Source organism: Paraburkholderia aromaticivorans (assembly GCF_012689525.1).
In the GTDB taxonomy this organism is placed as follows: domain Bacteria; phylum Pseudomonadota; class Gammaproteobacteria; order Burkholderiales; family Burkholderiaceae; genus Paraburkholderia; species Paraburkholderia aromaticivorans_A.
In genome coordinates this window covers 966650-989183 of the sequence record NZ_CP051514.1, presented here as the reverse complement: position 1 = coordinate 989183, position 22534 = coordinate 966650, and the positions used below count along the sequence as shown (strand labels likewise).

16 protein-coding genes and 2 pseudogenes are annotated in these 22534 nt (G+C 58.7%); 6 read left to right on the top strand and 12 right to left on the bottom strand.

Annotated elements, in window-relative coordinates:
• Positions 1 to 52: 52 nt before the first annotated feature.
• Both HF916_RS04590 and HF916_RS04585 read right to left on the bottom strand, forming a co-directional pair.
• On the bottom strand, positions 53 to 835 hold the full coding sequence (locus tag HF916_RS04590; RefSeq protein WP_168787969.1) for an N-acetylmuramidase domain-containing protein: 783 nt from the start codon (positions 833 to 835) through the stop codon (positions 53 to 55).
• A gap of 11 nt (positions 836 to 846) precedes the next feature.
• Positions 847 to 1764, bottom strand: a complete 918-nt coding sequence (locus HF916_RS04585) for an SLATT domain-containing protein (protein ID WP_240975405.1) — start codon at positions 1762 to 1764, stop codon at positions 847 to 849.
• A 1078-nt stretch (positions 1765 to 2842) separates the two neighbouring features.
• Here HF916_RS04585 and HF916_RS04580 point away from each other — a divergent pair.
• A complete protein-coding gene (locus tag HF916_RS04580; RefSeq protein ID WP_168787968.1) occupies positions 2843 to 4246 on the top strand; it encodes a metallophosphoesterase in 1404 nt (467 codons plus the stop codon).
• Positions 4221 to 6656, top strand: a complete 2436-nt coding sequence (locus tag HF916_RS04575; RefSeq protein ID WP_168787967.1) for a TIR domain-containing protein — start codon at positions 4221 to 4223, stop codon at positions 6654 to 6656. The genes HF916_RS04580 and HF916_RS04575 overlap by 26 nt, the downstream gene beginning before the upstream one ends.
• 134 nt (positions 6657 to 6790) lie before the next feature.
• On the opposite strand, the gene HF916_RS04570 is transcribed toward HF916_RS04575, so the two are convergent.
• From HF916_RS04570 to HF916_RS04555, 4 genes are all read right to left on the bottom strand, one after another.
• A complete protein-coding gene (locus tag HF916_RS04570; protein WP_168787966.1) occupies positions 6791 to 7180 on the bottom strand; it encodes a hypothetical protein in 390 nt (129 codons plus the stop codon).
• A 204-nt stretch (positions 7181 to 7384) separates the two neighbouring features.
• Entirely contained in the window at positions 7385 to 8638 is a 1254-nt protein-coding gene (locus tag HF916_RS04565; RefSeq protein WP_168787965.1) for a toll/interleukin-1 receptor domain-containing protein, read from the bottom strand.
• A gap of 452 nt (positions 8639 to 9090) precedes the next feature.
• Positions 9091 to 10263 carry an eCIS core domain-containing protein gene (locus tag HF916_RS04560; RefSeq protein ID WP_168787964.1) on the bottom strand — a complete coding sequence of 391 codons (1173 nt, stop codon included), beginning with the start codon at positions 10261 to 10263 and terminating at the stop codon, positions 9091 to 9093.
• Positions 10264 to 10691: 428 nt separating this feature from the next.
• Entirely contained in the window at positions 10692 to 11420 is a 729-nt protein-coding gene (locus HF916_RS04555) for an FkbM family methyltransferase (protein ID WP_206001783.1), read from the bottom strand.
• Between the two features lie 244 nt (positions 11421 to 11664).
• Here HF916_RS04555 and HF916_RS04550 point away from each other — a divergent pair.
• Both HF916_RS04550 and HF916_RS04545 read left to right on the top strand, forming a co-directional pair.
• Positions 11665 to 12764: pseudogene (locus HF916_RS04550) on the top strand (IS5 family transposase).
• Positions 12765 to 13512: 748 nt separating this feature from the next.
• Positions 13513 to 14301, top strand: a complete 789-nt coding sequence (locus HF916_RS04545; protein WP_168787963.1) for a trypsin-like serine peptidase — start codon at positions 13513 to 13515, stop codon at positions 14299 to 14301.
• Between the two features lie 182 nt (positions 14302 to 14483).
• Here the strand turns inward: HF916_RS04545 and HF916_RS04540 are convergent, their stop codons facing one another.
• Positions 14484 to 15866, bottom strand: coding sequence for an ATP-binding protein (locus HF916_RS04540; protein WP_168787962.1), 1383 nt, complete (start codon positions 15864 to 15866; stop codon positions 14484 to 14486).
• Positions 15867 to 16661: 795 nt separating this feature from the next.
• On the opposite strand from HF916_RS04540, the gene HF916_RS04535 reads away from it, so the two are divergent.
• Complete coding sequence (locus tag HF916_RS04535) at positions 16662 to 16940, top strand: HU family DNA-binding protein (RefSeq protein ID WP_168787961.1); 279 nt, start codon at positions 16662 to 16664, stop codon at positions 16938 to 16940.
• Positions 16941 to 16967: 27 nt separating this feature from the next.
• Entirely contained in the window at positions 16968 to 17210 is a 243-nt protein-coding gene (locus HF916_RS04530; protein ID WP_168787960.1) for a hypothetical protein, read from the top strand.
• A gap of 273 nt (positions 17211 to 17483) precedes the next feature.
• Here the strand turns inward: HF916_RS04530 and HF916_RS04525 are convergent.
• From HF916_RS04525 to HF916_RS04505, 5 genes and pseudogenes are all read right to left on the bottom strand, one after another.
• Positions 17484 to 18302: pseudogene (locus HF916_RS04525) on the bottom strand (methyl-accepting chemotaxis protein); the annotation flags it as partial.
• A gap of 3 nt (positions 18303 to 18305) precedes the next feature.
• Positions 18306 to 18809: an IS630 family transposase gene (locus HF916_RS51410; RefSeq protein ID WP_277352275.1), complete on the bottom strand. Its 504-nt coding sequence runs from the start codon at positions 18807 to 18809 to the stop codon at positions 18306 to 18308.
• A gap of 10 nt (positions 18810 to 18819) precedes the next feature.
• Positions 18820 to 19344 carry an IS630 family transposase gene (locus HF916_RS51405; protein WP_168787959.1) on the bottom strand — a complete coding sequence of 175 codons (525 nt, stop codon included), beginning with the start codon at positions 19342 to 19344 and terminating at the stop codon, positions 18820 to 18822.
• Between the two features lie 444 nt (positions 19345 to 19788).
• Positions 19789 to 21015: a porin gene (locus HF916_RS04510; protein ID WP_240975359.1), complete on the bottom strand. Its 1227-nt coding sequence runs from the start codon at positions 21013 to 21015 to the stop codon at positions 19789 to 19791.
• 189 nt (positions 21016 to 21204) lie between these two features.
• The gene (locus HF916_RS04505) at positions 21205 to 22521 is read right to left on the bottom strand and encodes an MFS transporter (RefSeq protein ID WP_168787958.1); all 1317 of its coding nucleotides are present in this window, start codon (positions 22519 to 22521) and stop codon (positions 21205 to 21207) included.
• Between the last annotated feature and the right edge of the window lie 13 nt (positions 22522 to 22534).

The following is a 22534-nucleotide window of genomic DNA, read 5'->3' as shown; positions in this document are numbered from 1 at the left end:
ATCAATGGAGATCGGGCAGGGTGCATGTAAGCGATTCGAAGACGAGGTTGGTCTAAACGCCTGCGGCCATCTTAAGAGCGTCGAGAGTCGGATCGTCGAGGTCCGCTGTGACGCTCAACTGATTCGCGCGCTGGAATGCGATGGTCGCCGTTCTTGTGCCGTTGCCAATTACGCCGTCTATGCCGCCAGGATCGAATCCCAGGTAGGTAAGACGAGCTTGTGCCGCTCGCACTTCTATACTTGGTGTGCCCTTGATGCTGAAAAGCTCATAGTAGTGCTGGAGCTTCCTGTCGTACTGGTTCTTCTGATAATCTTTCCCGTTATAGAAGAACGCCACACGCGCCCACTCCTTCTGACGAAGCGCGTCCGATAACGCAGCATTGTTGCTAATGAACCGATTGGCCCCTTGCAACTGGGTGTCCTCGTCGTTGATGAAGCTTTGTATCATCTCCTCGGCATCAAGGTAGCGCAGCGTCTTCGCATTGAAGCCCATGATCTGCGGCAACCCCCATGAAGTGCTCTCGAGAGCCGCCTGCCGATCCAGCCGGATTGCACGCATCAGGCGCTCGTATTCGGCCGCGCCTTTCAGATACCCACCTGGTTCGCTCGAACTGACATCTGGATTCGTTACGTTGTAGCGGCCACCCGTTCGCTTGCTGAAGATATGGCGCTCATAAAGTATCTTTGGGCGGCGATCGGGTAGAAACCCGAAGCCTTGGGTTTCCACGGTGAGCAATGCCCAGAGGGATTGCGCGTCGGCGCCGAGTTGTTGCGTGACATTGTCGAACCCTGCTTGCGTGAGGGGAACTGCCGTTCCGAGAAAAGTGTCGCTCATGGTCCGATCTCTCACAGTTGGAGCGCGAAGCTTTTGTTTTCGTCGTCGATGGTGATGTCCTCGTGAAATTCATCGCGTAACGTCTGCCCGTTGCGCCGGCCCGTCGCGACCACGGTGTGGCTATGCCCCGCATCGAGCTGCAATTCCACGAGGCCGTCAGGCGGCACGGGCCGGAGCTCTTCGTCGACAAAGAGTTGCAATGACCCGCTATCGAGGGTGACCGCACCGACGATCGCGAGTCGAATGGTCACGGCGGTGTCCGCCGTTGCCGCGCGATCGCGCTGGGGGGCGTTGCCTGGCGCCGGAGCCGTACCGGCAGCGCCCGGCGCACCTTGCGAAGCAACATCGCCATTGCCAGAATCGCTCGTAGCATCCGTGCTTCGCCTGTTCCCGAGCGAATCAGCGTTTGCGCTGCCAACTGTCACTTTCAGATTCGGATTGCGATCAAAGCTGTCGATCATTTCGCTGAAGCGCTTCGCCCATTGCGCAGTTTCGTCTTCGGCGAGCAGCTCGACCTTGATGACGAAGTCGCGCAGGAGCCACGTGAACGGCACGACGGGATCGCGCGTCGTCTGTGCCCCCTGAGTCTGGGCCATGCTCTTCGCCCACGAAAATCTGAAGTCCGCGAGGAGTACTTCCAGACGCGCCTGTGACTGGCGAAACCGGATCCAGGAGCCGGACGCGTCGAAGAACTGATCGAAAACGACGAGCGCACCTGCCGTGGCAAGCAACACATAACCGATCTCAGTCATCGGGATCGATGTCAGCCAGCTGGACCAGCCCATCTGGCGCAAAATGGTCTCGATCTTGTTCAAGAGTGTGAGAACGATGGGCGCGAGTGTTCCGATTGCGAACAGCAATAGCGCCCACCAGCGAATTCGCTTGGCAACTTTCGCACGCTCGGCTGCCTTGTTTTCGTACCACGTGATCCGGTCGGTCGCATGTGCAACCGCAATTGAAAAGAGCCGGCTCAGCGTTGCGTCGAAAGATGCCTGACGATACTGGTCCGGACGATCCGGGAATTCACTGTAGACATTCTAGTGAGTGCTTGGAGTAGCCATCGTAGTCCCGCGGCCTTGGAGATTGCGTCACACGCATTCAGTTGAAAAACCCTACGCGCAAGGGCGCACTAAAAGAATGAATGGCGCGATCCATCGATGCAACCACGCGGCTCGCGACAATCGCTGTTTGCGCCCGACGCATTGCTGTAAGTGGGTTCGAGAGACAACCCACCTCCTTGGATGCGCGCAGCGCGCGGTGCCTCAATCAAACGTACGTCCTCACACATTTTCAGTTCGACGTGTGGTGTGATGGGGCATTCTCGATCTGGACCAGTCGTTACTTCATCAAAAGTTTATAGACGCTGCGCGTCCGTTCTTCAACGGAGGATAGTCCCGTGCATGACACTAAGTGCATGGTTAATGCATAGTTCAGGGCTTTGGGAGGCAGCGCGGGCTTTTAACGGTTAAGACGGACAAGGCGTCTCAGGTTCAAACGCGCGAGGAGGTTTTGGCCTGCTACCTGCGTCACAGCGACAGCGAAAGGCCAGTTAAGGCTACCGATTAAAACAAAGTCAGGAAACCGTATTACCCTCATTTCGACACCCGAAAATAGAGTGCCACAATGTGCGTTACCCAACACAACAAAATGTAACCAGAGCGGAACGACAGGCGCGCGGTATAAGCTGATCAAAGCAGCGCGGTCGGGTTGCTTGCGGCACATTGGCTCGTCGTTGTGCATATGGCAAGTCCGCGCGCAGCATGCCGATGCGCTGCATTGGCGGCGAAGCCGCCAAGCCGGAGGTGCAGCGCAACACGGCAGTTCGCTGGCCTGACGGCGTCATCAACCATCGGTGACAGGGGGCTCGCTATTCCCCGCTTGATGAACACAACGATGCGAATACATGAATGATCTCGAATGCGGCGCCATCGACCGGCGTTGTCAAATTCGAAATGAGCGAAGCGGTGTCTGTCTCGATGGACTCTTCTCGAAAGTTGAGGTGCATGCATGCGCAAGACGCTCTTTGTCATCTCGGACCTACATCTTGGCGGCGCGCCGGGGACGGAAGAGGCCCGAGGCTTTCAGATCACGCCGCCACGCACCCAGACGCTACTGGCGCGCTTCATTGATGGCCTGCCGGGCCGCAGTCCAGAATGCGACGTGCGCCTTGTGATTGCGGGTGACATCGTCGACTTTCTGGCTGAGGAGCCATTCCAGGCGTTCACCGGCGATCCTCAAGCGGCGTGCGCGAAACTCGACCGCATTCTGGCCGAGACCGCACCCGTGTGGGAGGCGCTGAAGCGATTCATAGTCAACCGTGACGGCGCGGTGACGCTGATGCTCGGTAACCACGACATCGAGCTTGCATTGCCTGGGCCACGACAGCTGCTTCTGGACGCCATAGGACCCGGCCGGATCGAGTTTATCTACGATAACGAAGCGTTCACGTGCGGCCCGGTACTGATCGAACATGGAAATCGCTTCGACGAGTGGAATGCGGTACCGCATGGTGCGCTTCGACGCGCGCGGTCTCAACTGTCTCGCGCGTTGCCGCTGAAGCCGGAGTTTCCGGCGCTACCGGGCAGCCGCCTGGTTGTGGATGTGATGAACCCGCTCAAGCGGCAATACCCTTTTGTCGATCTGCTGAAACCTGAAGATGCGGGCGCACTGCCTATTGTCGCCGCGCTTGGCGCGGCTGGTATTCGGGATGTTTGGCAGTTCTTCCAAAAATATCGTCAAACATGGGCAGTCGATTACGATGAAAATCGCGAGCCGCTCGGTGAAGAGTACATCAGTAGCGGTGACCAGAGCGACCAGAAAATGTTCGATCTCGCGCAGGACATCGCGAGCGGTGGCGATCTCGCGCAGATCAACGCCGCAAGCGATATCTTGCGTGGTGTCGGCGGCTCCGTGACGGAACTGGTTCGCGAGGGCCGCCGCGAAGCGCTATTCAAGGCAATTCGCGCAAGTGCTGCCAAGCATCGGCTGGCGTTCGAGGTCGGCGAAGAGGTGGCTCCGTATCTAAGCGCGGCGCGCACGGCCTCCGCATCGGGCTTCGAGGTTGTCGTCTATGGGCACACGCATCTTGTCAAACGCGTCGGCCTTTCCGCGGGTAATAGCACATTTCCCGTCTACCTCAACACCGGAACCTGGGCCGATCTGATGCGTATGCCGGATTCCATCTGGGGCACGGAGGACAGTGCGCGCAAGGCATTGATGGCATTCGTGGCCGATCTCGAAAGCAGTTCGCTCGACCAATGGCGCCGGGCGGTTCCGACTTACGCGAAAATAGAGGTCGACAGTGATGCTGTACTGAGCGCGGACGTCTATTTCGCTGATGGCGACGCCGACGAACCTGCGAGCACGGCCGGGCTCTCGCGACGTCTTGCAGGAGGGCCTGCACATGCCTGAGAACAATGGCAACACGATCGGCCGGCTGAAAGAGAGCTGCGTCTTCATCCGCAGTACAGAGAGTGCCGGTTCGGGTTATCTCGTTGCCCCGCAGCGGATCGCGACCGCGATGCACGTGGTCAGGAACTTACAGCCGGGGCAGCCGGTTACTGTAACCATCGGTGTGGATGGCCCGACGGTCGAGGCAACCCTGCTGAGGTCCGATCCGAAAACAGATGCGGCTGTGCTTGGCTTCCAGGAGGAACTGACCGTCGCTGCACTGCCAGTCGCGAAGACGCTTGTACGCGACGTGGCGTGGACCGGTTACGGCTTCCCGACCTTAGCCGACAAGACGGGACTGCCGGTCGGCCTGCCGATCGATGGACGCGTGATGGACGCCCGAACCCGCAACGACGTCGGTCAAAGCGCGGTTTTGCTCTATTCGGATCAGATCGCCGCCGGCAATGCTTCACCGCTGCACGGCTTTTCGGGTGGGCCGATTGTGGTGGCGGGCGCATTGGTCGGTCATCTGACGAAACATATCGGCGATGCCGACGACAAGCGCCGGGCCGCATATGGTTACGTCTACGCGTGTCCGATCGACGAAGTGGTCAAACTTCTCGATGTCGAGCCGCTAACGGTGGAGATAACGCCTTCTCCCATTGAAACGCGAGCGGAATCAATTCCCCACCTCGCTAGGGACGAGTATCACGTATTCGTGAGCTATCGCTCGACCGACCGGGCGTGGGCGATGAGTCTCGTGGCGCGCCTGGAAGGCGCAGGTCTGCGTGTGTTCATCGACCAGCGAGAGCTGAAGCCGGGGGACTATCTCGCGGGTCAACTCGAATCCGCGCTCAATCGCAGCCGATCGGCGGTCGTTCTGGTAAGCCGGGATTGGCTCGAGTCGCCATGGTGTCAACAGGAAGCGAATGTCCTCGTAAAAAGGGCCGTCGAAGACGCGAAGTTCAAGCTCGTGCCATTGCGTATCGCTGACGTTTCGATGCCCACGTTTCTGGACACGCGCGTCTGGCTCGATTTCAATGGCTCGAAGCCGGCCGAGGGGCCGAATCTGGATAGGCTGCTTAGCGCGCTGGCCGACCTCGACCCCGACAGGGACCCGAGAGCCGTTCGTGCGGATGCGGCCGATGTGCGCGTGACTGACCGGTTTGTGGCCGAAATCATGACGGCGGCGAAGGGTGGTGAAAGACAGATCCTTGCCGTTCTGGACGAGTGGCGCAAGACCGAGTCGTCGGACAGTGCCCCGCTGATCAAAGCGGCCGAGGTGTTCAACGGAAAGGGACTGTTTGAATCCGCTCTGGAGGTGCTGAAACAGCTCGAGCCGACCGTTCGGGTGCGGCAACTGCGCGCGTTCGCGCTGCGCAAGTCGGGAGAGGTTGACGAAGCGATAAAGATGCTGGAGGTGTTGCATAGGGAGGGCGTGGCCGATCCGGAGACGGGCGGCCTGCTGGCCGGATGCTACAAGCAGCGCTGGATTGAAACGGACGATCGGGCATTCAAGCAACTTGCCTACCGGACCTATCTTCAAACGTACGAACGCTTCGGCGATGCTTTCAATGGCATCAACACCGCAGCGATGGCCTTGCAGTGCAACGATCTGCCGCGCATGTTCCAGGTTGCTGGCCAGGTGCGCGATGCATTACTGACAAAGGACGAAGCGACTCTTCCGCATTGGGATCTGGCTACCCTGGGCGAGACGTGCCTGTTGCTTGGAAAGTTCGACGAAGCGCGCGAATGGTACGGCAAGGCGGTCGCTAAGGCCGCGGGTCTGCACGAAAATATCGCCATGATGCGCAGGCAAGCGCGTCTGAATCTGAGTGCACTCGGCAAACCCTCGGACTTGCTGGATGATCTGCTCACGGTGCCTCATGTGCTTGCCTACTTTGGGCACATGACAGATGCGGACGATCGCGCGAGCCCGCGCTTTCCGCAGAGCGAGGTCAGTATGGTACGCAAAGCCATCAGAGACCGGGTTATGAAATACGGAAACCTGTATGGCTTTGGCCAGGCGGCTCGCGGAACCGACTTAATCGTGCTCGAGGAGTTGGTCAGCCACAGGCGCGGAGCGACAGTCGTTTTACCGATTCCCGAGGCCGATTTTGTGGCGATGTCGGTCGGTGATCAGTGGAAGGACCGCTTCTACAAGGTGAAGGCCACCGGACGGGTCCAGTTTTGCAAGCCGCTTCGGGACACATGTCCACCGGACGCTGAGCTGGGAAGGGTGCTCGAAGAAGCAAATCGCGAAGTGCAGAAGCGCGCGCTCGAATTCGCTCGCCGGCTGGACGAAACGCCGATCATTCTGGCGGTTTGGGACCGGCAGCAGGGCGACGGTCCAGGTGGAACCGCCGACGCGATCAGGCTATGGCAAGACGATGGGTTTGACGTGGACGTGATCGATGTCGGTGCTGTGTAAGGTCATCACGCACGCACGTGCCTGCTGCGTTTGCGGGATATTCGATGCGACGGGAGCGGGATCATTGAACGCGATCGACGCACCGCGAATGTTCGAAAGCGCCTGAAGGGTCGATCGCCGGACTACATGATCGGCTAATCATCCCTTTCATAGCTCGATTCGAACCTGGCGGATGTCATCGCGTACCCGTCCTTGCTGTCTTCGTCGTTGAAAACGAGATAGTCGCCGGCAGCATAGCGGGTCTGGCCTTCCTTGGTCGTCACCTCGCCAGCCACCTGTGCGATCTCAGCCCAGACTGGCGTGATCTTCAAATAGGCGCCGTGGCGAATTTCCCGGTACGTCCGGGCAAAGACGTCGGCATCAACGGTATAGGTGTCACCGTCGTTTTCCACAAGCCAGTCACCTTGCTTGCAGCGCTGATCTGCGCCCCACTTGTGGTAGCTGAAACCGGCTGTGTCGAGTTGCAAGCGTACCGCGACAACGAACTGCCCCGGTTTGCGGCGGTAGCGACGACGTTCGCTCATGGTAGGTTCCGAGACAGATGAAGCGGAATTGGAACTGGTAACCACGGCCAACGTATCGAAATGCCGGTTGGCCATTCTCAAACGCTACCACGGGTTGCGCCTGTCGACTACTACGTCTGGGTGGTGAATGTCGAAACGGAAGTCGCCAGGATCAATTTCTCGTGATCCGATAAGGTTAAGACCGGCACCGACGACACGCTCTGATCACGGCCGCGGCGTCGGTGATTTCCTGGCGATTGAATTGCCGAATGTGGTCAGCTTCGCCGCAGCCTGCATCTTTTCGGGTTCGACGGCCGGCAAGACTTCGATCGCCCAGGCACGCCCGGCCTCCAGCGCCGACTTGAAAGCAGCTACCGGCGCCGTTTTCATGCGGGGGAACAGATCATGCATCGCATGTCCTGCCTCGGCCCAGTGCGTGACGGTCAGATCCTCTCTGTTCAGCTCGACGATCACCGAGGTCTCCGCACCTTCGTTAAAGGCCGCGCGCGGAAAAGCGGATTCGCGCGGAAAAGCGGACTCGATAAGCACAGGGCGACCCAATCCTAGCTGACTGGCAATCTCATCCCGTCTCGACAGCTGATAGGTTCGCGCACGGTATGATTGAGCCAAATCGTCGAGTTCGGCTGTCGTCGTTGGTTCGGGCAGCGGAACCGATCGCGTACCGAAGAGTTTGGCGATGACTCCACGTTTTTTCACCGGTGGGAATGCCTTCGACCATGCCTGCTCGCCGACGGCGCCGTAGTGCTCAACCACGCGGATTGCCTCGTGGACGCTGCAGCCAATGCTGCCACGGCCTCCCTGTGGTAGACGAACGAGCGAGACCTTGGACCTTGCATAGGCGATGGATAAACGGGTCGCTCGTCCCTGAAACGCCAAGGACGTCTCCATTGCGGCGATCACCGCGGGGATCGCCCCGTCAAGCTCGAAGTATCCCCGCGGGTTCTTAGGAAAGAAGGCACGCAGGTCTGGTTTGGCCTCCCTGCCTCTGCGGTCCTCCGCCTCCTTCAAGCCTTCTCGGACAAGCCGACTGAGTTCCTCCATATCGCGTCGGAAGCGGTCGCCATCGCCTAGCCTGAAGGCTTGTATCGGCGCGAGCGCCGCCAGCGCCGGGGGTAATCTGGATTTCGTCAGGGGCGGCGCTCCTTCCAGCAGGACCGGGATCACGGTGATGTTGCGCTTCAGCGCAGAACTCACCTCCTGCCGCACCCAATCCTCCCGATCGTCGAGCCGCCGCTTTCCCGACTCGTCCGTAACCGCCAGCCAGGATGGACCGATGACAGTGATAAGCACGTCACACGCATCCAGCGCTTCACGCAGCCGAGTTTCGTAGTTTGTGCCGGATCCGATGCCATCAGCGTCGAAGAAGATCGTGCCGGCCCCAAGCTGGCCAATCAGATGGTCGGTAATCCGGCCTGCGATCCCATGGTCTGTGCGGCGATAGCTAACAAAGACTTTCACGAGGAATCTCCTCATGTGACGGAGCGGTGCACACGCGGATAATGAACGCCACTCTCCGGATCGACAGCGTGCAGAACATACTTCGATCAATGATAGCGCGTGTTCCGATGGTCGATACAGCCATTCGGAATGGTTACCAACAAGTGCTCGACGAGTTCACCGCCTCATTTCAGCGCACTGAATCCCGCATGTCCATCTTGAGTTCGAAGGAGGCGCGACGGGGTCTGCCGTGAAGGTCTGCAACGAGCTGGAAAAGATCAATAACGGGACGATCGTCACGGCTACCATGCGTGGGTCGCTGTGGCGGACGGCTGCGCTGGCATCCAGCGGCAAGGTCCACTTGCGGAGGCGCTGTTCAACGAGCAGAACGAGGAGCAGCGAAAGCTCCTGCTGAAAGTGGTTACGCTGGCCGTACCGGTGCCGGAACATACCCAGCACGCTTGGGTGCGCGCTCACGAAAGCTCCATGACGAGTGTCGTGTAGGAGTCCGCATTCAGGAGCGGATCGGTTCCGGTTCCCGGGTAGGTGGGCATGCCGCTAGCATGCCCATGCCATCCGGAGTACTGGTCAACCGTGAAGTTTGAAAATGCGGCATGAAACGACTCGTGAAGAACGCAGCCGGTTGCGTAGACAGGGTCGCTTCCGGGCGTCAGCGTGACGTCGGCGCAGATCGTCGACGCGTGCCGGCCGGCAAAGGAATCCCCGCAAGCCCCATTTGCACATCTGGGGTCCTTAGCCGCGGTAGCACAGCCGAATGGGTTGTTGCTGAGCTCGTGATAGGCAACCTTCAGTCTTTGCGCGATTAGCGCCGCGTTTGCAGCCACACCAAACGTCAGTCCGAAATTTCGCCTCAAGCTGCCGAGCGTGCCGGACGATAGCGGGCTGGTTTCAAGCTTGGGAATGGCCTTGTTGAGCCACCCTCGGGCGTTGAAGATGGCCCCGTGAATGGTTTGACCTTGCGCTGCCGTGCAGCCTGGATTCGCGCCGAGCCGTTGCAAGCGTTGCGGCACTGAGGACAAGCCGCCTAACGCTCCGGTACGCCGCATGGGGCTCGTCGCACCCGCTTGTTGCACCACGTGCGTGAGTTCGTGTGCAAGCAGCCGCGCGCCCCTCGACGATGACGGGTCATATTCGCGCGCGCCGAACACGATGTCGCGGCCGACCGTATAGGCCCGCGCGCCGACTGTGCGCGCGGAATCCGCGGCCTGAATATCGCTGTGCACCCTGACCAGGCTGAAATCGTGCCTGAAACGCGGTTCGAAGAAAGCCCGCGCGGACCGATCGAGCGGGCGACTCGGGCCATGAAGCGCTTCATGCACGGCGCGAGGCGCCATAACGGGAAGCTTGCCGGCGCAGGTTGGCTTCGCGTGCAGCGCGCCGGGTTTGTCCTCCGCCTCGCAGGTCATGCATTGTCGACTCATTCGCAACGGTGCCGTGTTGATCGCGGGCTGCGCGTCAGACATGCGCAGCACCTGGTCGGCAACGCGATCCGCCTCATGTTCGAGAGGATCGTCGACCTTTCCGATCGCGAGCTTTGCCTGAATCGGCGCCGAAAACGACGCGGCGAACGAGGATCGTAGTCGAGGCTGGCTTACCTGATCAGCCGGACTCAGAGGGACGTCCACGAAATTCCACGAAGCGCGGCTTTGGGGCTGTCGCGCAGATAGGTCATGTGGCGCCAGATTGCCAATAGTATTCCCGAGCAGTGACGCCCGCTTGGCCGGACCGTGGCGATGCGCGGTCGCGGCGGGGCGGTGGTGCGCAAGGCGGGTAGTCAAATCGGCGGCTGATCCCGCTTTGGGTTTGGCAAGCGTGGATGCAAACATAGATGACACCTCCCGGGTTGGTACGAAAAAGTGGGAGCGTTCGGCTTACTGTTGAACCTGCCTCGATTATAGTGGGTTGCATGCTGGCGAGAATGATGCCTCGCCAGAAAGCAGATTGAAGTCCCTGGTTCCCGGGGACGTCCGTTCGGCATACCCGCCATATTGGCGTTCGCAACCAGCAGGGCGCCGTCTGTGGGGAGCGGTCGCGAACCAGTTTGCTTAACTTGTCAAGATATGGCGTCACCTTGGTTCAGACTCCGGTTTTCCAATAGCACCTCATCCGGCCAAAGTTCGAGAACGCGAAACTCGGGTAACAAATCGAGGATATCCCGCAGCGTTATTTGTCCCTCGTACAACTCGCCGTCAGAATATTCGGTGTACAGGTAACGCGTGCGCGCCAGTGTTTGTTTGCCTCCCCGGATCATCTCCCCCTCAGCGCCCTGAATGTCGGCCCAAATGAAATCAATAACGGAAATGCGCTGCTGATGACAGCATGTGTCGAGCGTGATCGTATCGACTTCGATGGTCTCGCCGAAAGTAACCGGATAGCGGGAGAGGTGGTTTTTCGGCAGCTTGATCGACGACGAATGCGTCCATTCCTGCCCCCATGCCTCCTTGCTGAGTATGAAGGGGGCTCGGCCGTCACGATCCGAGATTGCCGCCCGTCTCACACTGACGTTTGGTTTAGGCGACTGTTGATTACGCGGATCGGGTTCGAAAGCGTGAATGAATACGTCGGGTAGCGCGGACATCCATTCAGTGTCGGTGCCGCAATGAGCGCCGAGCTCCAGAAATGTCTTGGCACCGCCGTGCTTGAACTTCTGATTCACCCATTCCTTTATGTTCATCGGTTGTTGAGAAACTGATGCACTTTTCCGGTGAAACATCTGGCGAGCGCGATCCGACATGGACATGCAGCCCTCGAACGATCGATCATCGCCGAGCAGACCGGCCATACGGTCGAATTCAAGCGAGCACCGGTGCCAATTGTCCCAGGACCAGTTGAGCGGGTGGTTCCGATGAAAAGCAACCGGAAAATCGATCGAAAGGAGACTGCGGTTATGAAGGGGCGGTTTCAAGGGTGAAGTGCAACAGCGAGATTAATGTTTAGCAGGCCGGTGAAATACCTCATGTAGCGGTCATCCGGGAGGCAGGCGTAAACGTTGAACTGATGTCATCAATGAGAGCGAGATGGAACGGATGCGTGGGCCAGATGGTTTTACCGAGTCGATGTTTACCGTGTTGAAGCTGGACGATTTCGTGCCGAAGGACCATCCGTTGCGTCCGATTCGCACTTGGCTCAATGACGCGCTTAAACGCATGGACGATGTGTTCGCCCGGATGTACGTGGCGGACGCGAAAGGAGGTCGGCCGAGCATCGCGCCGGAGAAGCTGGTGCGAGCTCTTTTGCTGCAGGTGCTGTACTCGATTCGTAGTGAGCGCAACTCGTGGAACAGATTTCCTACAACATGTTGTTCCGCTGGTTTGTCGGCCTGCCGATGGACGGGACCGTTTGGGACCACTCGACGCTCAGCAAGAACCGCGACCGGTTGCTCGAACACGATGTGCTGGTGTTGCTCTTCAACGAGACAGTCGAGACCGCGCGCGAGCGCGGATATCTTTCTGGGGAGCACTTTAGCGTCGACGGTACATTGATTCAGGCATGGGCCGGGCATAAGAGCTTCGTGCCGAAGGCAAGTTCAGACGGAGACGACACGCCACCTGACGAACCGCGCGCGCCGAATGACAACTGGCATGGACAGAAGCGCAGTAACGAGACGCACCAATCCACGACGGACGAGCAGGCGCGTCTGTTTCGCAAGAGCAAAGGAACCGGGGCGATGCTCTGTTATATGGGCCATGTGCTGACCGACAACCGGCACGGCCTGGTGGTCAACGCGCAGGTGACGCTGGCGACGGGCACCGCCGAGCGCGAAGCGGCCGGGCAGATGCTTGCTGATGCCGCAAGTGTTGCACCGGGCGCCATCACGGTCGGCGCGGACAAGAACTACGGCACCGCCGGCTTCGTCGGCAGTTGTCGCGCGAATCGTGTCACGCCGCATGTGGCACAAAACGATGGTCGTCCAGGCGGTTCAGCAATTGACGAGCGAACTACGCGTTGGCCGGGTTACGCGGTCAGCCAGCAAAAACGTAAGCGCATTGAGCAGGTGTTCGGATGGGGCAAGACAGTCGGACGAATTCGACAGGCGATGTATCGGGGACTTGAACGCGTGGACCAGCTCTTCGTGTTGACGCAGGTCGGTTACAACCTGACGCGTATGCGCACACTTGCCGGTTGAGGGGCAAGAAGCAATGGATAACATCGATATGGTGAACCCGCGAGCAACGTCGAATCCCCGCAAACGTGTTCCGCGTTTCAAAAATGCGAACCCAGCATCCGTCGTAATACACCTGAGCGCACCAACGACGGATATTTCAACGGCCTGCTAGAGGTGGCCGGCTTCCCTGGAGAAAAAGAAGTAGCCAAACTCTGGGGACAGGTAAATTGCCGACTTCTCGATAGTGATGCGACTGCCTTCGTTGTAAGTTGTCCCGTCACGCACGGTAATTCAGGGGGGCCGTTACTCTGTCGAGAACCTGACGGGAAGCTTTTCGCCATAGGCATCCTCAATCAACAAGTGCATGACAAAGAAGAAGGTATCGCAGTCAATTTCACACTCGATTTCAAGAATATCCAGGCGGCGTACTTGAAATATCGCGATACCTGCCAATAGCGACTCGGCGAGGTCGTCTGGGACTTCAGTTGTAGTACGGATCCCGTGGCGTAATCACTGGCAGAAAATTCGCGCACGCGTCGATCGACTCGAGGCGCGTCAAGCGCACGAAGCCTATTTGAACGCTAATGTCCCAACCAGTATTCAGACTCAACAGTTAGCCTCCTGCTTATGCCGTCGCTATTGGATATCGCCATGCTCCGTGGGACATCGAACATACCCGGATAAGTTCTTCGAGCGAATTCGAAACATCACTCGCACCAACCGTCTAGAATGGATCTATTCAGCGAATACTTGAGGAGTTGAGATTCAGATGATCAAAATTAAAAGCCTTGTGCTGATAATTCTCCTCGTATCGAGCGCCTCGATTCTGGCGGACGAAGCCGATCCAGATGACGATACCCCCAAGATTAATCATGGTCCCACTTATCTCCCTAATGATCCTCGAAGACCCATCGATCGTCTAGAACACCCCGAATACAATCCAATCGGTATCGTCCAGAGCCACCTTGGTCGAGGGACCGGGTGGTTAGCCAACGATTGCATCGTTTGGACGGCCAAGCACGTCCTCGGGCGTGATAAACGCGTTGTTGGCCAGTCGGTCAAGTTCTACGTGGGTCAGGGAAAACCCAATGAAAACTACGAATATCTCGTCAATGGAGTCGTCGTTGCTTCGGGAAACTCAGATGGCGAAGATCCAGATGGGGGAGCACAGGACTGGGCTTTCATTCGCCTTGAAAAGCCCATTGGTCGGATCGTTGGTCATATCGCGCCAGCGCAATACAGCGTGGACGATGCTTTAACTTGTAAAACTCTAGAAGCGGTTGGTTTCCCTGGCGAAAAGGAAGTGGGCAAACTCTGGGGGCAGGTAAATTGCCGGCTTATCAGTGGTGACGTGACCGGTTTTCTGGTGAGCTGTCCTGTCACGCCCGGCGAGTCAGGGGGGCCGTTACTCTGTCGAGAACCGGATGGGAAGCTTTTCGCCATTGGCATTCTCAATCAACGGATACCCGACAAAGAAGAAGGCCTCGCGGTCAATTTCACCCTCGAGTGGCAGAAGATCAAGGCGGCATACTTGAAACATCGCGATACCTGCCAATAGCGACGCGGAGTGATCATCTGAGACTCCAGTTGTAGTACGGATTGCGAACTGGGGTATAGTTCTCCCCGGCGTGCAGCCTGATGCCTTTATAGGCTGACATGGGTCCACCTGCAATTGGTGAACACCTTTTTCTCAGAACTCACCGATCCATGGAAGGGCGGTGATAGCCGATCGCTTACGAATCACCTTGATCGTCGCCCAAACGATGGGCGTTGATATAGCGGACTGATGCCTTGCGCGACACGGACTGTGCTCTCTTTTCTCGGGTCTGGAGAAGCCGCGTAATCCAACGCAAGTTGCACGCCTTTGGCTTCAGCTCGCAGCCGCACGTATCCACGAAATACGTTTTCGCAGAATTCATTGACCCCGCGCCGGCCCTTATATAGCCTCACGATCGGCTCGCTGCCAGTGCGCAGCTTTGCGAGCAACGGGGTGAACTCCTTTTCCTGGACGGCGGGCATGCCCAGCGTATCCAGTATCTTTCCGTACGACTCGAAGATACTTCGTTGAGTCCGCGTCAAGTCACTGTGGTCGGCTAGAGCCCACAAGACTAGCTCTAGCGCGTCCCCATCGGTGCGCAATAACGTGGCGTCATACGGCTTTCGAATGAAATGCTCAATAGCTACGATCGTCTCAACAATAGCAATTTCCAAATGAGAAGGACTGACAACGTCAACGACTTCCTCATCATTAAATACAGCCTGGTAGAGCTTCTCGCAAATTCGATGGATATACACCGGAAATCCATCGCTTATCGCCGCGATGCGGTGGCGCACTTCATCGTCAACGGAAAGCCCCAGCGCCCCGGCTGACTTGTCAACTATGTCCCATCGAGATGAAACGTTCAGACGTTCTATCTTAACGCCGTCAAAGTACCGGTTAGCCGAGCCATGCGCCTCCAGCAAATCGTCAACGGTATCGCCGATGCCGCAAAATATGAATTTAACAGGAACCCGCTGATCGCCTAATTGTTTCAAAAAATCCGCAAAGTGTGCGCGTTCAGTCGTTCTCATCAAATCGAACTCGTCCACGACAACCAATGGGTGTTTGTTAGAATTCTGATCACCTTCGTGAAGTAACAAGGCAACCGCCGCGTTCGCATCCGGAATGCGCAGCGCTAACACCTCCTCGGTCTGGCTGGTTTTCTCGCTGGCAGCAGATGCCGTCAGGGAAAGGCTTTTGATGGGCAACGCTGCCGTCAGACTTCTTCCAATCTTGGACGATATCGTGCGCTTGGCCTCGTAGGGATTGCCGCCACGCAGCTTGACGATGACGTCCTGCATGACTGATTCGAAGGTTGAGGCTTTGTGGCAACTGGTTATAACCGGTTGCGCGTCTGACGATTGAAACCGGAAGGCCGCTGTTTGAGCAAGCGAAGTTTTGCCTACGCCACGGTCACCATGGATGAAAATTTGGCGACCACGCATCGCCAAGCTGGTCCTCACTCTTTCTAGCGCTACCTCTCTGCCGAACAGGTGTTCTGGAGAAGTTACTGGAGATGACGCGCTCAGTTCCTCATTGAGAATGCGAAACAGATCGTCCTCGGTTTTGCCCCGGATTGCCATCTTCGTGCCTTTCTCGAGTTTGGTCGGACATTATACTGAGTCCATCAAAACTACCCACGGCGCTTGACTTCGCTAAGACGCCCGTGTGGCGACAAAAGGCCGCCGATCCGATCGGCTCACGAAAGGCACCAGTCTCACCAATTCGGTTTCCCCGAAGCTTCTACGCTCGCCGATTTTCCAGTCGAGCGAACATGACCCAGTCTCACAGTTCGGCCTCCTGCAGCGGGGAAGTCGTACGCGCGGAACCGCGACAAACGACCGCGCATCCGGGCAGTCTCACTAATTCGGTAAATCCAGTCTCACGAAAAGCGCCCCAGTCTCACTAATTCGGTTTCCCTGCAGCCGCGGGCCGACCCTCTCCAGGAGTTGATTCCTAATGAAATAATCGTCCAATTCCACATAATTGTGGCTTTCATACCCTTCATTTGCGGACACCGGCGCGCGTTTGGGGAACATGCGTCGCCCACTGGCACCGGCATCACGCCGCGGCGCACGACGGACGATCCGGACGTGAGGCCGGACGTGATCAGAACGAGGGGCGCGCATGCGAGAGCAGAAGGAGTGGGGAGAAAGGCCGGGGATGAGTCGCCGTTGACCATTCGCCGAGTTGCCGCACTTTGCACGGGCAGTCCGCACACGGCGGCCAGAACCGGGTCCCGCACGACACCTCCAGATAACCCGGCTGCCCGGGTGGCTTCTCGGGGGCGAGCGGGGCAGCGCAGTTGCGCGCCGATTGCGTAAAGGCGCGCCGATCGGGTACGGTGGCGGCATCCCAACCACAACGAGGACTAAGAAATGAACAAGCAGGAACTGGTGGATGCGGTCGCCGCGGCGACAGGCGAAAGCAAGGCCGCAACGGGCGAGACGATCGACGGAGTGATCGCCGCGATCACCGGCGCGGTGACGAAGGGCGAGACCGTCCAGCTGATCGGCTTCGGGTCGTTCTCCACGGGCGCGCGCGCCGCGCGGGTCGGGCGCAATCCGGCAACGGGTGCCGAGATCCAGATCGCTGCGGCGAAGACGGTCAAGTTCACTGCGGGCAAGGCGTTCAAGGACGCGGTCAACGGTAAGTAACTGCTAGCGGCCGCCAGCAATCATTGATTGGTCTACAGACTTGCAGCCCATCGGCTTGGCGTGCCGGTGGATGCTTGTTTAGCCTTTGAAGATAGCGATAACGGCGCGCATGCGGCCGCTAGTGCCGGTATAGCAGTGGTCGTCGTTCCAGACTTAAAACCACCGGCTGCTGAGGTCGCCGAGTTGAGCTTTCGGATATTAGGGAAGCTCGACTTAGCCATTGAACACGTTGCCGACCGGTTGACGACGCGCGACACAACATTTGCATGAACGGCCGTTGCCGAGAAAAGCTGGTCGACTGCGCGGGGTCGAGCTGCGCCTGCCGGCCTGCTCCAAGACGGTCATTCGGCAGGGACTTTCGTGACGTGCCAGGGAGCTCTCGGGTCGGCAGCGCGGCGAATATGCTCGACGCGAAAATGCGATTTCGGCGTATCGACCCCGATCAAAGGTGCCGCTGCCGCAAACGGGGACCGTCGCCTTGCCCCTCCGACCTACGGCTGGCGACCGTGAACATTGACGATCCGGGGGTTCGTCCAGTGCCCATTACGCGCGTGCGTCGGCGTGGCGCAGCTGAAACAGCGCCACAATACCCGACAGGCCGCGCGCCTGCTCATTCAGCGTAGCCGACGCGGCGGTCGATTGCTCCACGAGAGCGGCATTTTGCTGTGTCGCCTGATCCATCTCGGCGACACTGCGGTCGATCTCGCTGATGCCCGCGCTCCGCTCGCGCATCGCGCCGTCGATTTCGCCAATGACGCGATTTACACGATCGATTCCCGCAACGATTTCCTGCATCGCTGCCCCGGCAGCCTGGACTCGCTGCGCGCCCGTGCCGACGCTGGACTCGGAAGCCTGGATCAGGTCCTTGATCTCGCACGTGGCGGTGGCGCACCGCCGCGCCAGGGTACGCACTTCTCCCGCCACCACGGCGAATCCGCGGCCGTTCTCGCCAGCCCGTGCCGCTTCGACGGCCGCGTTGAGCGCGAGGATGTTGGTCTGTAAAGCGATGCTGTCGATCACGCCGACAATTTCGGTAATGCGCGCCGAGGACCTGCCGATATCGTCCATCGTGGTGACCGCGCTTGTCACGACTTCGCCGCCGCGTGCCGCCGCCTCGTTCGCCGAGGTGGCCAAGCGTGTGGCCTCCATGGCGGATTCGGCTGACTGCTTGATGCTGGCGGTCAACTGCGTGAGGCCCGCCGACGTGTTCTGTAGATTGCAGGCGGACGCTTCCGTGCGCTGCGATAGATCGCGGTTGCCCATGCCGATTTCGCTGGTCGCAGTCTTCATGTTCTCTACGCCAGCTCGCACCTCCAGCAGCGCTGTGCCGAGTCCGCTTTGAATCAGGTTGTTAAACACAGCGTCTTAATTAATGCAGCATAGTCTACGCATCACCTCGTTTGGTCTCTTCCAGTGCTGGAAGCAGGCGTCAACCGCCGAGAGGACTTCGGGGAGCGTGGCGAAGTACCGGTTATGTAGCGACAGGCGCCGTGTCAGCTTCCATACGCGTTCGATAGGCGCCAGTTGCGGGCTGTATGGCGGCAGGAACAACAAGGTCAGGTGGCAACTGTACTTGCTCAGTAGCGGCTTGAGCAGGATGGCATGGTGGTACCTGGCGTTGTCCAGCACGACGACCATGCGCTTGCCGCGACATCGATGGCGCAGTAGCTGGCGCAGAAAGGACGCAAACGTTTCTGCGTTGAACACAGGGCACACCTGCCAGACGAAGCGGCCAGTGCTCAGGCTGACGGCGCCAAAGCACGCAACCGATTTGCGCGTCGGCGCATGCAGCAGCGCCGGATCGTGGATCTCCGGCGCAACCCACATGCGACAGCGCGATCCGTGTTGCTGGAAATGGCATTCGTCCAGGCTCCATAGCTCAATGTCTTCGCGTCTTGCCAGCCGGCGCAGTTTTTCTTACCGCCGCAACGCGGACAGGATCAGACTGCGCAACCTGCGGGCGCGGCTTGCGCAGCCGAAAACCCATCTCCCTGAACAGTCGCTGGCACTGCCGTACGCCCAGCTTGATCCCGTAGCGCTTGCGCAAATGTTCGGACAGGACTGGTCCATCCCATAGGCCAGCTTCAAATCCGAAGTCGCCCGGTGTCCTCCGCAGATCCGTCTCAATGCGATGCCATTGCGAGTCGTCCAACGCACGCGGACGTCCGGGCCGTTCGCCTTCCCGCAATCCGTCGAAACCGCCCTGCTCGAAGCGTCGCACCCATCGCTGCACTGTCGTGGCGGCCTGACCCAATAACTGGCCCACTTCGGTGCACGAGTACCCGTTGCTGACCAGCAGCACTCCGTGCAGCCGATGGTCATATCGGGACTCCTCACTCCGCTCGATTTCCTGCCGAATCGCCAACTTCATGATTTCCGCATCTGCAATTTCCAGCTTGCGCATGGTCGTCTTTCAAAAGAAATGATCATGCAATCATACATGCTGCAATTTATGTCGTCGTGTTTAGCTACCGTATGGCCAAGAAGCGACAGATGCGCTGGACGGACGAAGGGGCGCACTGCAAGGCGCAGGTCAGAGTTGCGGTTTCGAACGGGGAATTCTCGCCTCGTCGCATCTCGGCGTTCAAGATTGCCGACACGGGTTACGGCAAATGCATCGGGCCGGCGAGGCAGGCAGCCGTCGACGGACAGAACAGACCGTGAAACCATGCCGTAAGCCATGGAGTCTTGACGAAATATGCCTCCCCAACTTTTGCATGCTCTCAGCCTCCCGGCGACGGCCGCGATGTTGACCAACAAATGCCAGCGCCCGCCAGCACGGATGCCCTCTGCCCGATGCTCAACTGCTGCCCGACAATCAGACTTCCGAGAATCGAGCCGACCGGCGTCAGAACAGGTGGCGAATCCCCAGCCGGACAATCGCCTGGTTCGAGCTGTTCGCTGCTGTCGCGGTCACGGTGTACGGCACTGCTGGGCCGCCAGTGGAGTCGGTACCCGACGCTTTGATATAGGCACCCATTACGTAAACGTCCGTGCGCTTCGACAGGAAATAATCCAGTGCGAGATTGAACTGGTTATAGGCGGCGCTGGACTTGTTGTTAACCCGGCCGCCCGTTAGGTAATCGTATGCACCACTGAGTTGCAGGGTCGGCGTGACGAGGTACCTGAAGTACGCGGAATAGTTGTTAAATGACGCGGTGCCGGTATAGCCCTTCGGATTCGTCAGCGCGAGACTGCCCGAACCGGCATCATTCAGGTCCTGAAAGCTGATATTGGAGTAGCCAATTCCAGCCTTGACAGCGCCGAAATCATATTGCACGGCGGTCGCCACGACCTGGTAGATTTTCGCGGACGCGAAGCCCGCGAAGATAGGATTGCTCTGCACGCCCGTCAGCGATCCCAGATTGTTACCGGTCGCGGAGCTGCTGGCGTTGTTGCCCCAGAACGACAGGTTGGGATTTCTGACCGACAGGTACGCGACGCCCGCCACCAACCCACGGTTTTGATATGAAGCGCCGAGCGAATAGGCACTGTCGCGGGCCATCGATCCGGCGATACCTCCGAAGCCATACAACGCGGTGAACGCCAGGCCGCCGTAGGTATTGCTGGTGAATTTGACCGAGTTATTGATCCGGTAGGAGTTCGCGACGTTGTCGATATCGCCAGGATGGATGGCAATCGCGCCCGCGCCGGTGCTGCCCTGGATCGGTCCAATCATGTCGACGACGGAATCGTATTGCCGACCCATTGTAAGCTTGCCCCAGGGGGCGGCCAGCCCAACCCAGGCTTGCCGTCCGAAGAACGTTCCGCCTTGCTGAAAACGGCCGGTGGTTACGTCGAAACCATCCTCCAGGGTAAACAGCGTGCGGTAGCCACCGCCCAGTTCCTCGGTCCCCCTGAGGCCCCAGCGAGTGGCCTGCATCACACCGGTTGTCATCTGGACCAGGCTGGCGCCGGTACGACCGGTCGGCGAGGTGACCGACGCGGTTTGGGCGTTGCTCACGTAATTGATGCCTGCGTCGATTACACCGTAGATCGTCACGCTGCTTTGGGAAAAAGCAGGGGTTGCGATACATACCATTCCGAGCGCGAGGACTTTCTCAGCAACTTTCAAGTTGATCTCCAAAATATGGTGTACTAATTAATAAAGCTTGAATGAAATCACCAAGGATTCGTTTAGCCACTCTTCGATGCCATTTCAATGCTGTGGAGCGATCCGGTGCGGATTCATCGGATCGCTTCGGGGTGAACAGATCGGCGTGGCGTTGCCCCCGGCACGCCCAACCGATAGACGGCGAAGAGGTTAGCGATTCACGAGTCGCGCCGGAAACGCCATCACGATGAGCGCTGCCAAAGCGAGACTGCCTGCCGTCAAATACATCCCGACTGCGCTACTGCCTGTCAGGTCACGCAGCCAACCCACCAGATAAGGGCTGACGAAGCCTGACAGATTGGCGACCGAACTGATGATCGCAATGCCGGCCGCCGCCGCCTTGTCGCCCAGCAACAGCGTCGGAATGCGCCAGAACTGCGCGAAGGCGGTGAGGATCGCGGCCGTCGCCACCGTCAGTGCACCGATCGCGAAGACAGGCGATTTTGCATAGATCATGCTGAGCGCCAGCGCGACGGCGCCAATCAGCGCGGCCAGAATCAAATAGAGTTTGCGTTCGTGCTGGATGTCGGCAACCCGGCCCACCCACACCATCAGGATCGCGGCTGCGCTGTAGGGAATGGCGCTGATCAGGCCGATGTCCAACAGGTTCTTGATGCCGGAATCGCGGATCAGTGTCGGCAACCAGAAGCCCATGCCGTAGATCCCTAGGCCGATGCAAAACTCCACCAGACACATCACCCACACCATCGGCAGCGTGAAGGCATCTTTTAACGAGCTGCCGATTTGCTCGCTCCGTTCCCGCTCGAGATTGGCGTGCAGTCGCGCTTTCTCTTCGTCGCTCAACCATGCTGCGTCGTCAATTTTGTCCCGCAACACGAATAGCACGACGATACCGAGAATGACGGATGGCAAGCCTTCGAGCAGGAACATCCACTGCCAGCCGCGCAACGACGCGAAGCCATGCGTGCTGGTCAGGATCCAGCCGGACAATGGACCGCCGACGACGCCCGCGATCGGCACGGCGAGGAAGAACAGCGCCAACGCCTTGCCGATCCGGCTGGCCGGGATCCAGTAGGTGAGATACAGCACGATGCCCGGGAAAAAGCCGGCTTCCGCCACGCCCAGCAAAAATCGCAAGATATAGAAGGCGCCTGGCGTCCTGATGAACATCATCGCAACCGATAACACGCCCCAACTGATCATGATGCGGGCGATCCAGCGCCTCGCCCCTACTTGATGCAGCAACAGATTGCTCGGAACTTCAAAGATAAAGTATCCGATGAAGAAAACGCCGGCGCCCAATCCGTACATTGTTTCGCTGAATTGTAGATCGCTCAGCATCTGCAGCTTCGCAAAGCCGACGTTGACACGGTCCAGATAGGCAACCGCATAACTGATAAACAATAGCGGAATGATCTTCCACATCACCTTGCGGTATAGCGAGTCGTCGCTGCTGTCTCTGTCCGCGGTGGACGAAGACATCTCCATGCCATGGGTGGTATTCATACCTGAGTTCTCC